This window comes from Actinomadura bangladeshensis, from assembly GCF_004348335.1.
GTDB classification, from domain to species: Bacteria; Actinomycetota; Actinomycetes; order Streptosporangiales; family Streptosporangiaceae; genus Spirillospora; species Spirillospora bangladeshensis.
This window is the reverse complement of the sequence record NZ_SMJW01000041.1, coordinates 1-13,852: the sequence shown is the minus strand read 5'-3', so window position 1 is coordinate 13,852 and position 13,852 is coordinate 1. Positions and strand designations below refer to the sequence as shown.

Annotated in this window: 11 protein-coding genes, 3 tRNA genes and 1 pseudogene; 4 read left to right on the top strand and 11 right to left on the bottom strand. The window is 73.4% G+C overall.

Annotation, left to right across the window (positions count from 1 at the left end; all coding sequences use genetic code 11):
• Positions 1 to 47: 47 nt before the first annotated feature.
• From E1284_RS10850 to cobO, 6 genes are all read right to left on the bottom strand, one after another.
• A complete protein-coding gene (locus E1284_RS10850) occupies positions 48 to 326 on the bottom strand; it encodes a DUF6295 family protein (protein WP_131938901.1) in 279 nt (92 codons plus the stop codon).
• Between the two features lie 11 nt (positions 327 to 337).
• A complete protein-coding gene (locus tag E1284_RS10845) occupies positions 338 to 1,081 on the bottom strand; it encodes a dienelactone hydrolase family protein (RefSeq protein WP_131938900.1) in 744 nt (247 codons plus the stop codon).
• A gap of 69 nt (positions 1,082 to 1,150) precedes the next feature.
• Entirely contained in the window at positions 1,151 to 1,987 is an 837-nt protein-coding gene (locus E1284_RS10840; RefSeq protein WP_131938899.1) for an undecaprenyl-diphosphate phosphatase, read from the bottom strand.
• Positions 1,988 to 2,147: 160 nt separating this feature from the next.
• Positions 2,148 to 5,477, bottom strand: coding sequence for a serine hydrolase (locus E1284_RS10835; protein WP_131938898.1), 3,330 nt, complete (start codon positions 5,475 to 5,477; stop codon positions 2,148 to 2,150).
• Complete coding sequence (locus E1284_RS10830) at positions 5,474 to 6,595, bottom strand: 5-methyltetrahydropteroyltriglutamate--homocysteine S-methyltransferase (protein ID WP_131938897.1); 1,122 nt, start codon at positions 6,593 to 6,595, stop codon at positions 5,474 to 5,476. The genes E1284_RS10835 and E1284_RS10830 overlap by 4 nt, the downstream gene beginning before the upstream one ends.
• A 154-nt stretch (positions 6,596 to 6,749) precedes the next feature.
• Positions 6,750 to 7,352: a cob(I)yrinic acid a,c-diamide adenosyltransferase gene (gene cobO / locus E1284_RS10825; protein WP_131938896.1), complete on the bottom strand. Its 603-nt coding sequence runs from the start codon at positions 7,350 to 7,352 to the stop codon at positions 6,750 to 6,752.
• Between the two features lie 499 nt (positions 7,353 to 7,851).
• Between cobO and E1284_RS10815 the strand changes: the two genes are divergently transcribed.
• Positions 7,852 to 8,697: an LLM class F420-dependent oxidoreductase gene (locus E1284_RS10815; protein ID WP_131938895.1), complete on the top strand. Its 846-nt coding sequence runs from the start codon at positions 7,852 to 7,854 to the stop codon at positions 8,695 to 8,697.
• A 58-nt stretch (positions 8,698 to 8,755) separates the two neighbouring features.
• On the opposite strand, the gene E1284_RS10810 is transcribed toward E1284_RS10815, so the two are convergent.
• Positions 8,756 to 10,003 (bottom strand): extracellular catalytic domain type 1 short-chain-length polyhydroxyalkanoate depolymerase, encoded by a 1,248-nt coding sequence (locus E1284_RS10810; protein WP_341770390.1) that lies wholly within the window; start codon positions 10,001 to 10,003, stop codon positions 8,756 to 8,758.
• A 255-nt stretch (positions 10,004 to 10,258) separates the two neighbouring features.
• Here E1284_RS10810 and E1284_RS10805 point away from each other — a divergent pair, with 255 nt between their 5' ends.
• The 3 genes from E1284_RS10805 (at position 10,259) to E1284_RS10795 (ending at position 13,242) form a co-directional block, all read left to right on the top strand.
• Entirely contained in the window at positions 10,259 to 10,828 is a 570-nt protein-coding gene (locus E1284_RS10805; RefSeq protein ID WP_131938894.1) for a TerD family protein, read from the top strand.
• A 7-nt stretch (positions 10,829 to 10,835) separates the two neighbouring features.
• Positions 10,836 to 12,497 (top strand): TerD family protein, encoded by a 1,662-nt coding sequence (locus E1284_RS10800; protein WP_131938893.1) that lies wholly within the window; start codon positions 10,836 to 10,838, stop codon positions 12,495 to 12,497.
• 118 nt (positions 12,498 to 12,615) lie between these two features.
• A complete protein-coding gene (locus E1284_RS10795) occupies positions 12,616 to 13,242 on the top strand; it encodes a TetR/AcrR family transcriptional regulator (protein WP_131938892.1) in 627 nt (208 codons plus the stop codon).
• 94 nt (positions 13,243 to 13,336) lie between these two features.
• Here E1284_RS10795 and E1284_RS10790 read toward each other — a convergent pair.
• The 4 genes and pseudogenes from E1284_RS10790 to E1284_RS10775 form a co-directional block, all read right to left on the bottom strand.
• Positions 13,337 to 13,408 (bottom strand) — tRNA-Val (locus E1284_RS10790).
• A 14-nt stretch (positions 13,409 to 13,422) separates the two neighbouring features.
• Positions 13,423 to 13,493, bottom strand: a tRNA-Cys gene (locus E1284_RS10785).
• Positions 13,494 to 13,520: 27 nt separating this feature from the next.
• Positions 13,521 to 13,593 (bottom strand) — tRNA-Gly (locus tag E1284_RS10780).
• Positions 13,594 to 13,637: 44 nt separating this feature from the next.
• Positions 13,638 to 13,852 (bottom strand): annotated as a pseudogene (locus E1284_RS10775) (CHAP domain-containing protein); the annotation flags it as partial.

Below are 13,852 nucleotides of genomic sequence, written 5' to 3'. Positions count from 1 at the left end.
GCGGAGGCTCGGCGAACTTCGCCTCCGGGCGCGGCGACCGCGTGCCGTCAGGCGGCGCCGCGGCCGGAGGCGAGGCCGGGCGGCGCGGCGGCCAGGGCCTGCTGGATGGCGTCGACCAGTGCCAGCGCCGCCTCCTCGGTCAGCTCGACCGCGACCCGCGCGGACGGGCCGTCGCCCGGGTTGGTGAAGTCGATGTTCACCGTGTGCTCGTGGCACGCGTGGTACGGGTGGTCGACGTAGACGGCGCCGTCGGTCACCGTGAACCAGCCGGCCGCGCCCTTCGCCGCGCCGTCCAGTTCCACCTTGACGGTCTGGTAGGTGCACATGGCGTCTCCTCTCAGGCGCTCAGGTGGCGGCCGTAGAACGCGAAGATCTTCGCCCAGCCGTCCTTGGCGGCGGCGGGCCGGAACGAGGGCCGTTCGACCGCGAAGAACGCGTGCCCGGCGCCGGGATAGCTGTGGAACTCGTGCTCCTTGCCGAGCTCGGTCAGCTCCGCGTCGAGCGCGGCGACCTCGTCCGGCGCGGGGAACTCGTCGTCCTCGCCGAACAGGCCGAGCAGCGGGCACGACAGGTCAGGCGCCTTCGACAGCAGCGACGTCATCTTCAGCGGCGAGCCGGCCGGGGGGTCGTTCACGACGAACGCGCCGTAGCAGTCGACGGCGGCGTCGAGGTCGAGGGAGCAGGCGGCGAGGAACGCGTGCCGCCCGCCCGAGCAGTGGCCGATCACGCCGATCCTCCCGTTGGCGTGGTCCAGCGCGTTCAGGTACGCGGCGGCTCCGGCGACGTCGCCGACGAGCTGCTCGTCCGGCACGCCGCCCTTCGCGCGGACGGCGGCGGCCTGGTCGTCGGGGGCGACGTCCGCGCCCTCCCGCGAGTACAGGTTCGGCACGATCGCGGCGTACCCGTGCGCGGCGAACGTGCGGGCGAACTCCCGCGTGCCGGAGTCGTATCCCGGCAGGTGGTGGATCACCACCACGCCGCCGCGCGGGGCGTCGCCCAGCGGCCGCGCGAGGTACGCCTCGAGCTCGGCGTCACCGTGCCCGGTGACGGCGACGGTTCCGGCCCACATCGCGTCGTTCATCGATCGTCAGGGCTCCGTTCCTCGTCGGAGGTGTGGACCGTGGCAGTCTTCCCCAATCCCCGCGGTCTTTCAGGCGTTCAGCGTCCCGGCGCCGAGCAGCCCGAACAGCAGCAGGCCGATGATGATCCGGTAGACCACGAACGAGGTGAAGGTGTGCCGCGCCACGAACCGCAGCAGCCAGGCGATGGACGCGTAGGCGACGGCGAACGACACGGCGGTGCCGACGGCCAGCGGCAGCGCGTCCACCCCGGAGCCGAGCGCGGTGGGCAGCTCGTAGAGGCCGGCGCCGGTCAGCGCGGGGATGCCGAGGAAGAACGACAGCCGGGTCGCGGCGACCCGGTCGAGGCCCAGCATCAGCCCGACCGACATCGTCGCGCCGGACCGGGAGAAGCCGGGGAACAGCATCGCGAGGATCTGCGACGACCCGATCAGCATCGCGTCGGTGAGGGACGTGTCGTCCTCGCCGCGCTTGTGCCGGCCGAGCCGGTCGGCGAGCCACATCACGACGCTGCCGGCGAGCAGCGACCCGGCGACCACCCACAGGGAGGCGAGCGGGCCCTCGATGAGGTCCTTGGCTGCGACGCCGACGACGACCACCGGGATCGTCGCGAAGACGACCCACCACGCGAACTTGTAGTCGTGGTGGTACCGCTCGGACGGGTCGACGATCCCGCGCCCCCACGCGGTGGCGATCCGGAGGATGTCCCGGAAGAAGTACACGAGGACGGCGGCGATCGCGCCGACCTGGATGACGGCGGTGAACCCGACGACGGCCTTGTCGTCCACCGGGATGCCCATCAGGCCCTCGGTGATCTTCAGGTGCCCGGTCGAGGACACCGGGAGGAACTCGGTCAGCCCCTCCACGATGCCGAGGACGATGGCCTGCCCCACATTGATCACGCTCACCGGCCCGGTTCCTCTCCCGCCCCGTCCCCGCCGCCGCCCTGCGCGGGGTCCGCCGCGAGCCTACTGCCGGCCGCGGAGCGCGATCCCCGCTCAGGGAGATAACTTCACCCATCATTAACCGAAAGGTCAGGCTCCGGTCGCGGGACGCGCCGGAGCCCGGTCAGCCGGTCTTGGGGGTGGCGCGCAGGCCGTAGTGCAGGTAGCGCTCGCCGGTCGGGAGGGCGTAGAACGTCACCGGCATCCAGTTGTCCGTGCCGGGGTCCCGGACGGCGAACACGTCCTCCTGGATCGCGGCCATCGGGTGCTCGCTCACCGTGTCGGGCAGCATCGAGGCCAGCGGCCCGGTCCGCGTCACCCGCAGGACGGGCCCGTCCTCGCCGCGGAGCACCTCCAGCCGCGAGCCGGCCCGCTCGTAGGTGCCGAGGTGCGGCCCGATGTCGGCGGCGACGGGGCCGGCGGGCGGGCGCAGCGGCGGGCGCATCGCGACGCCGGCGAGGTCGGCGAAGATCTCCCGGTACAGGTCCTCGTACAGCCCGTCGGTGTCGCCGCCGTTGGTGAGCAGGACGACGGCGAGGCCCGCGTCCGGCAGCAGCTGCAGGTAGGCGTTCTGCCCGATCGTCGAGCCGCCGTGCCCGATGAGCCGCCGGCCGTCCCAGGCGTCCCGGATCCAGCCGAGCCCCCACGAGTCGCCGAGCGTGCGGGTGTCGGGCAGCTCGGCGTGCCGGGCGGCCATCGCGGCGGCGGCCTCCTCGCTCAGCAGCCGCGCCCCGCCGGGCGCGAGCCCGCCGGTCAGGTGCAGGCGCGCGAAGGCGAGCACGTCGGCGGCGGACGCGCCGATCAGCCCGGCGGGTCCGATGGCCCTCGGCAGCTGCCACACCGGGGCGCGCTGCGGCTCGGCCCCGCCGGGGCTCACGTGGCCGACGGCGGCGCGGTGCAGCAGCGCCTCCTCGGGCAGCGTGATCGTGCGGCGAAGGCCGAGCGGCTCGAACAGCCGCGCCCGCACGGCCTCGTCCCACGTCGTGCCGGTCAGCCGCTCGATCACCCGTCCGGCCAGCGAGAACCCGGCGTTGCAGTACGACCAGGTGGCGCCCACGGGATGGTTCTGCGCGACGTCCGCGAGGACGGCCGCGTACTTCTCCAGGCAGTCGTCGCCGCGCCCGGTGTCGGTGAACACGTCGCCGTCGATGCCGCTGGTGTGGGTCAGCAGGTGCCGCATCGTCACGTTCTTGGCGGCGTCGCGGTCGGCCAGCCGCAGCTCGGGCAGCACCTCGGCGATGGGCGCGTCGAGGTCGAGGAGGCCCTCCTCCGCGAGCTGCATCACGACGGTCGCGGTCCACACCTTGGTGATCGACCCGATCTGGAACACCGAGTCGGTGGTGGTCTCCACGCCGGTGTCCCTGTTCAGGACGCCGTACGCGGCCTCGGCGAGCTCGTCCTCGCGGCCGTCCCGCAGCCGCAGGATGCCGAGGGATGCGCCGGGCACGCGGTGCCGCTCGGCGAGCGCGGCGAGCCGGCGCCGCCAGTGGGCGGCGTCGATGGGCGCGCGGTGCGGCCCCGCGGCCTCGCGGCCCGCGTACCGCTCGGCCCACTCGACGACGCGGCGGTTGTAGTCGATCCGGTGGGACGGCCGGCCGTCCAGGATGAACATGTGCGAAGCGCCCGGATAGAGCACCAGCCGGGACGGGACGTTCCGCTCGCGCAGCGCGGTGTGCCACTGCTGGGCCTGGCCGGCGGGGCAGGCCAGGTCGTCCGCGCCGTGCAGGATCAGCGTCGGCGCGGTCACCCGGTCGACGTGCGTCAGCGGCGACATCGCGGCGTGCCGGTCGGGGCGCGTCCAGAACGGGCCGCCCAGCTCGAACTCGCTCAGGTCGTGGCCGCCGTGCGCGGCGCCGCCGAAGCTCGTGAGGTCGGCGACGACGCCGCCCGCGACCGCCGCCTTGAAGCGGCCGTCCCGGCCGGTGAGGTAGCAGGTCATGAACCCGCCGTAGCTGTAGCCGGTGACGGCGAGCCGGTCCGGGTCGGCGATGCCGGCGGCGACCAGGGCGTCGATCGGCTCCAGCAGGTCCGCGGCGTCGGCCGTGCCCCAGGCGCCCTCGACCGCACGCCAGAACCGCTCGCCGTAGCCGTCGCTGCCGCGCGGGTTGACCAGCAGCACCGTCCAGCCGGCCGCGGCCAATTCCTGGTGGTAGAGGTGCACGTCGTCGGCGGCGCCGTTCCACGCGTTGTGCGGGCCGCCGTGCACGTCGAGCAGGAGGGGCTGCGGTCCGGCCGCGTCCGGGTCGCGGACGAGCCAGCCGTGCACGACCGTCCCGTCGGAGATCGTGAACTCGCGCTCCTGCCGGGCGAACGGGACGATGCCGGACACTCCGGCGCCGTGCTCGGTGAGCACGGTCTCCGCCCCCGTGGCGAGGTCGACGGCCACGATCTCACCGAACGACGCGGGCGTGGCGAGGGCGATCACGGCCGTGCCCCCGGCGACCGACATGCCGGACACGACACGTCCCGCGCCGGTGACCACCGGACGCGGCTCGCCGCCGTCCGCGGGCACCGAGTAGACGTGCGTGCAGCCCCGGTCGCGGACGCAGAAGAACACGCTGCGGCCGTCGCCGCCGAACTGGGGCACCGCGCCCGGGTAGCCCGTGTGACCGGTCATGACGTTGCGGTCCAGCGGTGCGGACAGGTTCGCGGCCGTCCCGCCGCCGAGCGGGACCCGCAGCAGCCCGGCATGGCCCACCGGCGGCCCCGTCCTGCCCGCGACCAGCAGCGACCGCCCGTCCGGCGCCCACGCGACCGTGCCGGCGACCCCTTCCGGAAGACCCGCGACCTCGGGGGACGCGCCGTCCCGGGCGACGTCGACGACGTGCACGGGTGTGCGGAGCGTCAGGTCGGCATCAGGGTCCGTCGCGGCGGTGAACGCCAGCCGCGCCCCATCCGGCGACCAGCACGGGTCGCCGGCGTGCCAGTCCCCATGAGTGACCTGCCGGCACCGCCCGGTCGCGACGTCGACCACGTGCAGGTGCCGCCGCAGGGAGCCGACGAGCCCGTGGCCGTCGGCCTGGTAGTCGAGCCGGTCGGCCACGACCGGGCCGCCGGCCCCGCCGGCCGGGCGGGTGGGAGCGGTGAACGCGATCGCCGAGCCGTCCGGGCACCACACCGGCGCCCCCGCGCCGAGCGGCAGACCGGTGAGCGGCTCGGGCTCGCCGCCGTCGGCGGGGAGCAGCCACACCTGGGGCGGGCCGTCCTGCGCGCGCAGGAACGCGATCCGCGTCCCGTCCGGGGACCAGGCGGGCGCGGTGTCGTCCGGGCCGCGGGTCAGCCGCCGGGGCCGCCCGCCCGGGACGTCCACCCGCCAGAGTGCCCGCGCGTTCCGGTCGGCGCCGGTGTCGCCGGTGCGCAGCACGTAGACGGCCCGCGCGCCGTCGGGGGACAGCGCGGGCTGCTCGGGGACGGCGATGGCGGCCAGGTCGTCGATGCGCGGATGCCGCGTCAACCCCAGATCTCCTGCGCGGTCTCGGCGATGAGGCGCAGCTTGGCCGCCTGCTGCTCGGCGGTCAGCACATTGCCCTCGACCGTCGAGGAGAACCCGCACTGCGGCGACAGGCAGATCTGCTCCAGCGGCACGAACCGCGACGCCTCGTCGACGCGGCGCTTCAGGTCGTCCTTGGACTCCAGCTCGCCGCGCTTGGTGGTGACGAGCCCGAGCACGACCATCTTGCCCGGCGGGACGAACCGCAGCGGCTCGAAGCCCCCGGACCTGGCGTCGTCGTATTCCAGGAAGAACCCGTCCACGTCCAGCTCGCCGAACAGCGCCTCGGCGACGAAGTCGTAGCCGCCCTCCGCCGTCCAGGACGAGCGGAAGTTGCCCCGGCACATGTGCGTGGTGACGTTCATGCCCGCCGGCCGCCCGGCCACCGCGGCGTTGATCTGCCTGATGTAGCGCAGGTGCAGGTGCTCGGCGTCGTCGCCGCGCTCGGTGATCATGGCGCGCTGCGCCGGGTCGTTGAGGTAGGCGAGGCTGGTGTCGTCCAGCTGCAGGTACCGGCAGCCCATCTCGCCGAGCCGCCGCACCTGCTCGGCGTAGGCGGCGGCGAGGTCGGACCAGAACTCCTCGATGTCGGGGTAGACCTTCGGGTCGATCGAGGCCGGGCCGCCGCGGTAGTGCACCATGTTCGGCGACGGGATCGTCAGCTTCGGCGTCACCCCGTCCCCGGCCGCGCTCTGCAGGAACGCGAAATCGTCGGCGAAGATCGTCTCGTCCAGCCGGACCCGGTCGTGCACCCGCAGCGCCGCCGTGCTGAACTCGATGTCGCCCGACGGGTTGTGGAACCGCACCTTGATCTTCTCGTCGGCCGGGCTGATCCCGCCGAGCCGGTAGATGAAGTCCATGTGCCAGGACGTGCGGCGGAACTCCCCGTCGGTCGCCGACCGCAGCCCCGCCTCGCGCTGCATGGCGACCGCGTCGCGGATGGCGGCGTCCTCGGCGGCGGCCAGCGCGGCGCCGTCGATGCGGCCCTTCGCATGGTCCTCGCGTGCGGCCAGCAGCCCCGGCGGACGCAGCAGGCTGCCGACATGGTCGGCGCGGAACGGCGGCTCGGTGCGCAGAGACAAGACTTGCTCCTTCCGCGGAAGCGACACGCTCCTGCCAATCTAGGCACGACCACGACAACGATCAACGACTTGTCCGGATTACCGCACGTGTGATGGCCGGAGCGGCGGACATCCCCGGACACCCGTGCGCGGTGCACGCGATCAAGCCGCGGGATCACCACTCGATGCCCCGCTGCCCCTTCTGGCCGGCGTCCATCGGATGCCGGACCTTCCCCATCTCCGTCACCAGGTCGGCGGCCCCGATGAGCCGCTCCGGCGCGTCCCGCCCGGTGACGACGACGTGCTGCGCGCCGGGGCGGGACGTCAGCGTCCCCACCACGTCGTCCAGGTCCAGCCAGCCCCACTTGATCGGATACGTGAACTCGTCCAGCACATAGAAACGGTACGTCTCGGCGGCGAGGTCCCGCTTGATCTGCGCCCAGCCCTCCCGCGCGTCCGCCGCGTGGTCCGCCTCCGAGCCGGGCCGCCGGATCCACGACCAGCCCTCGCCCATCTTGTGCCAGGCGACCGGGCCGCCCTCGCCGCTGTCGCCCAGCACCCGCAGCGCCCGCTCCTCGCCGATCCGCCACTTCGCCGACTTCACGAACTGGAACACCCCGACCGGCCAGCCCTGGTTCCAGGCTCGCAGCGCCATCCCGAACGCGGCCGTCGACTTCCCCTTCCCCGTCCCGGTGTGGACGATCAGCAGCGGCCGGTTGCGGCGCTGCCGGGTGGTGAGTCCGTCGTCGGGGACGGACACGGGCTTCCCCTGGGGCATGTCGGGCCGCCTTCCTGTGCTCGCGCACGATTCCATCGAGATCTCCGAGCGGGACGAGCCGCGCGCCCGCGCGGCGGCTTACCATGCGGCGGCCTAGTGGCGGGGCACGCCGAGCAGGTGCCGCCCGTCGTGCATCAGCTCGTGGAGGTAGCCGATCAGCAGCGGCGCGGGCACCGCGAGCAGCCAGGGGACCAGGCGGGGAAGGGGATGGTGCGAGCTGACAGCGTGCTCACGGAGCCTCCGTAGGGAATCGTGCGCGTCCCGGACAATGAGGTCGCGGCCACCCGAGCGACCTGGCTCCCGGGATCGTCGTCCCGGATACAGTGGCGCGTCCGCACCGGCATCTCACCGGATTTCCCTCGGGCAACCGTGAATCAAGCGAACCGTACGGTCTGCTGACAAGGGTGTCAATATCGCCAAGGTGCGCCGCGCCGCCGCCCGCGCCTTGCGGCGCCCGGCCGCTCCCCGCGTCGGTAGAACACGTTCTACTATCGGACGCATGCGCCATGGCATCGTGCTCTTCACCAGTGACCGGGGCATCGCGCCCGCCACCGCCGCGAAGGCCGCCGAGGAGAACGGGTTCCACTCCTTCTACGTCCCCGAGCACACCCACATCCCCGTCAAGCGTGAGGCCGCCCACCCCGGCACGGGCGACGAGACCCTCCCGGACGACCGCTACATGCGCACGCTGGACCCGTGGGTCTCGCTCGCGTCGGCCGTCACCGTCACGTCCACCATCCGGCTCGGGACGTCGGTGGCCCTGCCGGTCGAGTCCGACCCGATCACCCTGGCCAAGACGATCGCCTCGCTCGACCACCTGTCCGGCGGCCGCGTCACGCTCGGCGCCGGGTTCGGCTGGAACACCGACGAGCTCGCCGACCACCACGTCCCCGCGGGCAAGCGCCGGACCGTGCTGCGCGAGTACGTCGAGGCGATGCGGGCCCTGTGGACGGAGGAGCAGGCGTCCTACGCCGGGGAGTTCGTGTCGTTCGGGCCGTCCTGGGCGTGGCCGAAGCCCGTCCAGTCCCGCGTCCCGCTGATGATCGGCGCGGGCGGAGGCCCGAAGACCCTCGCCTGGATCGCCGCCCACGCCGACGGCTGGATCACCACCCCGACCGAGCGGGACATCCTCGCCAAGGTCGCGGCCCTGCACGCCGCCTGGTCGGATGCGGGCCGCGCCGGCCGCCCGGAGATCTCCGTCCTGGCGTCGATGCGCCCCTCGGCCGAGGACATAGCGGCCTGGGAGGAGGCCGGCGTCACCGAGATCATGTGGGGCCTGCCCGACAAGCCCGAGGAGGAGGTGCTCGCCTTCCTCTCCCGCCACGCCGGGCGCCTCGGCCTGTGAGCCGCGAGGCCGTTCCCGCGCGGAGCACGCGCCGGGTGCTCCGCACGGGAACGGACGCTCACCCGGCAGTGCAGGCGGCGCCGTTGAGGGTGAACCCGCCGGGCGCGCCGGTGTTGCCGGTGTGCGTGGCCTGCAGCCCGATGCCGATGGAGCCGCCGGCCGGGATCGCGGCGTCGTAGGACACGTTCGTCGCGCTCACCGCGCCGCTCTTCGGCTGGTAGTCGGCGCCCCAGCCGGACGTGATCGTCTGCCCGGCGGGCAGGGTGAAACTGAGCGTCCAGCCGTTGACCGCGGTGGACCCGGTGTTGGTGATCGTGATGCTCGCGACCAGGCCCGTGTTCCAGGCGTTGACCGAGTAGGCGACGCGGCACGCCGCGGAGCCGTCACCGTCGCCGGGCGGCTCCGTCGTCCCGCCCTGGTCGAGCCCGAAGAACTCGATCGCCCGCCGGGCCATGCCGGACGCCATCAGGTTGTGCCCGACGCCCTGCAGGGAGTACGCCTCGACCTTGTCGCCGTAGCGGGTGCGCGTCCAGCCCTGCTGCGGCTGGTCGGTGGAGGTCGGCGTGGCCGGCAGGCCGTGGACGTTCGTCCACTGGTCGATCTCCTCGCCGAAGTTGGGGTAGCGCAGCGTGTCGTCCGCCGTGCCGTGCCACAACTGCACGCGCGGCCTCGGCCCGGAGTAGCCGGGGTCGGCGGAACGGGCGATGTCGCCCCACTGCTGCGGCGTCTTGAGGACGGTCCCGTTGGCGCACGCGCTGTTCCAGCCCGAGCCGTCGGTCGTGGCGAAGCACCCGTCCGGGACTCCGGCGAACGCCGCGCCCGCCGCGAACACGTCGGGATAGTTCGCGAGCATCACGTTCGTCATCATCGCGCCGGACGAGACGCCGGTGACGAACACCCTGGAGGCGTCCCCGCCGTACCGCTGCAGCGTGTACCGGACCATCGACATGAGCCCGACCGGGTCGCTGCCGCCGTCGCGCCTCAGCGCCTGCGCCGACGACACGTCGAAGCAGTTGCCGCTGCGGGTCGCCGACGGATAGACCACGATGAACCCGTACTGGTCGGCGAGCCGCGCGAACTCCGTCCCCGAGTACATCGCCGGCCCCGACCCCGTGCACCAGTGGACCGCCAGCAGCACCGGCGGCCTCTCCTGGACGCGGTCCGGAACGTACAGGTGCATCCGCAGCCCGGTCGGGTTCGTCCCGAAGTTCGTGACCTCCGTCAACGCCGCCGCCGAGGCGGGCGGCCCGACCAGGACGGTCATCGCGGCGACCAGCGCCGCCACCAGCACACCCAAGGCCCTCACAAAACCACCTTTTCCCGTTCGCGAGTCGCCCGGCGAAGGTCACTATCCGGCCGCCCGCGCACGGCGGGCAAGGAGCCTTCCACCCGTTTCACGTGCGGGCCGGTCTGGCGCGGAACGGCGGAACGAGGTGACAACAGGGTGGACGGCCTGCAAGGCTTTGCTCGCACCTGGCCGTTCCGTGGTGACCGGGTGCGTTTGGGGCCGGCGCGCTCTCGGGGTCAGCGCGGCATGGGGACAGCAGGGAGGGCGACGGCTGTGACCGTCTCGATGGTGAAGGGCCAGCGGATTTCGCTGGAGAAGCCCGGCGGTGCGCTGAGCATGGTCCGGATGGGCCTGGGCTGGGACGCGGTGAAGAAGAAGGGCTTCTTCGGCTCCCGCGAACGGGACATCGACCTCGACGCGTCCTGCGTCCTCTTCGCCGACGCGAACCTCGCGGACGTGGTCTACTTCGGCAAGCTCGTCAGCGACGACGGCTCCGTCCGGCACACCGGCGACAACCTGACCGGTGCGGGCGACGGCGACGACGAGTCGGTCATCGTCGACCTGAACCGCCTCCCGGTGCACGTCACCTCACTGGTGTTCACCGTCAGCTCGTTCAACGGCCAGACCTTCAACGAGGTGGAGAACGCCTTCTGCCGGCTCGTCAACGAGATGGACGGCGGCGAGCTCGCCCGGTACACGCTGACCGGCGGCGGCGCCCACACCGCCATGATCATGGCGCGGCTCTACCGGCACGGCGGCGGCTGGAAGATGAACGCCATTGGGGAGCCGTGCCACGGCCGCACCTTCCAGGACATGCTTCCGGCGATCGCCGCGCACGCCTGACCCGCCGATGACCGAACTCACCCGGGGCGCCAACGCGGCGCTGCCCGCGCGGCGGGTGACCGCGACCGCGGCCTGCTCCGCGCCGGTGGACGTCAGCGCGCTGCTCGTCGGCGCGGACCTGCGCGTCCGCTCCGACGCGGACCTGGTGTTCTTCAACGCGCCGCGGGCGCCGGGCGTCCAGTGGTCCGACGGCGGCGGGCAGCGCATCGAGCTGGACCTGGACGCGGTCCCCGGCGATGTCACCGCGGTGCTGATCGCGGTCAGCCTCACCGGCACGGCCGACTTCGGGACGGTGCCGCCGCCGCGCGCCGTCCTCGCGGCCGCCGGCGGCGCCGCGGTCGCCGAGTTCACCGTCCCGGGCCTCGGCCCGGAGCGGGCGATCATCGCCCTGGAGGTCTACCGCCGGGCCGAGCGGTGGAAGGTGCGCGCGGTCGGCCAGGGCTACGCGGGCGGCCTCGCCGAACTGGTCGCGGCGCACGGCATCGAGGTCGACGACCCGGGCGAGCCGGAACCCGCGGCCCCGGCGGCCCCGCCCGCCGCCGCACCGCCTCCGGCCGCCGCACCGCCTCCGGCCGCCGCACCGCCTCGGGCCGCCGTTCCGCCGCCCGCGCCGCCGCAGCCGCCGCCGGGGCCGGGGGCGCCTCCGCCGCCGCCCGGCACGGAGGTCGACTACCTCGAACGCTGCTGGCTCGTCTGGGAGGACGCGAGCCGCTCGGTGGCCGCGTTCCGCGCCGCGACCGAGCACGCGCTGACCGTCCGCAACGAGGAGATCGCCGGACGGCGGCCCCGCGGCCGCTTCGACGAGCTGATGGCCGCCGCCGACGAGCGGCTGCGCTCCGACGCCGCCCAGCTCCGCGACGAGCTGGCCCGGGTCGAGCCGCACGTCGACGCGGAGGTCGCGCCGTTCGACGCGCCGTCCTGGCTGACCTGGCGGCCCCGCACCGACCTCGCGGGCGGTGTGCTGCTCGGCCGGCTGTCCACCGACGAGCTGCCCGACCTGCGGATACCGCTGGTCCTCCGGCTGCCCTGGCGGCGCGCCGTGTGGATCTCGCGGGGTGCGATGCCCGCCGACTCGACCGCCTACGCCTGGTCGCTGGCGACCCGGTTCCTCGCCGCCGCCCCGCCCGGGCTCGTCGGCCTGGAGGTGATCGACGCGGCGGGCCTGTCCGGCGCGGGCTGGCTGCAGGGCTTCGACCCGGCCACGTCCGCCCGGCTGCTCGGCGGCGGCGTGGCGGTCGGCACCGGCGCGGCCGAGCGCGTCCGCCGCCTGCTCGACCTGGTCGACCTGCGCCAGATCGGCGGCGGGGACGAGGACCTGCCCGGCGGCGGCCCGCCCGTCCGGCTGGTGGTCGTCCTGGACGCGGGCGCCGCGCTCGACGGGGAGGACGCGCACCAGCTCCTGCGCCTGGTGGAGGACGGGCCGACGGCCGGTGTCCCGGTGCTGCTCGTGGAGACCGACACCCCGGCCGCCGAGTCCGTCCGCACGATCCGGCTGCGGCAGTCCTGCAACAACCTGCCGTCCAGCGCGGACAGCATCGCCGACAACTGGGTCGGCGCCGACTGGACGCTCACCCCCGACGTCCTCCCCGACGCCTCAGGCGGGCAGGCCCCCGCCCTGCTGGCCCACGTCCTCGCCCTGCACGCCCGCACCCTGGCCTCCTACGACTGAAGCCCGCCGCCGGGCAGGGCCACCTCGCGGCCAGGCTGACGGAATGATTGCCATGGCTTGACCGATCGGTGACGCGGGGGCGCATTGGGCATCGCCGGAGCATGCATAGCGTGACGGCATGGCGAGTGCCATTTCACGGCAGCAGGTCATCGACGTGGCGACCAGGCTGTTCAGCGAACTCGGCTACGACGGAACGTCCCTGCGCCTCCTGGCGGACGCGACGGGGGTCGACCCTGCGGTGATCATCGAGGTCGCCGGGGACAAGCGGGAGCTCTACCTGGAGGTGATGGGCCGGGCCTTCGATTCCGAACGCACCATGCTGGAGGCGGTCGTGGCCGAGGCCGAACCGGGCCGGGCCGCCGTCCACCGGATGGTCGACGCCTACTTGGACTTCCACCTCGCGCATCCGCCCAACCGCTCCCTGTGGGCCCACCGCTGGGTCGACGACGCGGCCGACATCTCCGAGCTGGAGGACCGCTACGTCCGCCCGCTCCTGAAACTGGCCGCCAGAAAGATCCGCGACGAGGTCCCCCCGGACGTGGACCCCTATTACCTCCTGGGCACCATGGTCTGGTGCGTCCACGGCTTCCTGGGCTCGGGCGTCCTGAACCGAACCCAGGGCATGCGCAGAGCCGACGACGCCGAAGCGGTAGCGGGCTTCCGCCACCACCTGCACGTCCTCATGGACAAACTCCTGGCCCCACCCGCCCACACAGGCGGTGGCCGCAATGTCAGGGGGATGTAGGGGCGGAGCCCCCACAGCGGGGGTCGCCCCCCGGGAAAACAGTGCGGGCCCCGGCGAAGCCGCCCGAAGGCGGCGAGCACCAGAGCCCGACTCGTGGGCGATACTGGGATTGAACCAGTGGCCTCTACCGTGTCAAGGTAGCGCTCTCCCACTGAGCTAATCGCCCTTGCGCGTGCTGCGAGGTGGAGACGGGATTTGAACCCGTGTACACGGCTTTGCAGGCCGTTGCCTCGCCTCTCGGCCACTCCACCAGAGCGAGACCTGATGGGGCCTCTCAGAGCGGACGACGGGATTCGAACCCGCGACCCTCACCTTGGCAAGGTGATGCTCTACCAACTGAGCCACGTCCGCGTGTCGTGCCCGGGGGTCGCCCCCCTGGGCTCGCACGGACAACTCTAGCGGAATCCTGGAGTGCTTGCGTACTGAGCGGGCTCGGAGTCGGTGAGCTCGGCGTGGAGGGTGTTCCAGAAGTCGAGTTCCCTGTCCTCTTCGAGGTGGGCGATGCGGCCCCAGAACTCGCGGTCCTCGGCGGCGTGGGCGGCGGCGAGGGAGATGGCGGGCATGAGGGTGGTGCCGGCCTCGGCCGCGTCGAGGTCGGCGGGGGTGACGT

What these genes read in the sequence shown, in the direction of transcription:
- E1284_RS10850 (WP_131938901.1), bottom strand. Translation starts at nt 326, where the DNA reads ATGTGCACCTACCAGACCGTCAAGGTGGAACTGGACGGCGCGGCGAAG.
- E1284_RS10845 (WP_131938900.1), bottom strand. Translation starts at nt 1,081, where the DNA reads ATGAACGACGCGATGTGGGCCGGAACCGTCGCCGTCACCGGGCACGGT.
- cobO (WP_131938896.1), bottom strand. Translation starts at nt 7,352, where the DNA reads ATGCCCCAGGGGAAGCCCGTGTCCGTCCCCGACGACGGACTCACCACC.
- E1284_RS10815 (WP_131938895.1), top strand. Translation starts at nt 7,852, where the DNA reads ATGCGCCATGGCATCGTGCTCTTCACCAGTGACCGGGGCATCGCGCCC.
- E1284_RS10800 (WP_131938893.1), top strand. Translation starts at nt 10,836, where the DNA reads ATGACCGAACTCACCCGGGGCGCCAACGCGGCGCTGCCCGCGCGGCGG.
- E1284_RS10795 (WP_131938892.1), top strand. Translation starts at nt 12,616, where the DNA reads ATGGCGAGTGCCATTTCACGGCAGCAGGTCATCGACGTGGCGACCAGG.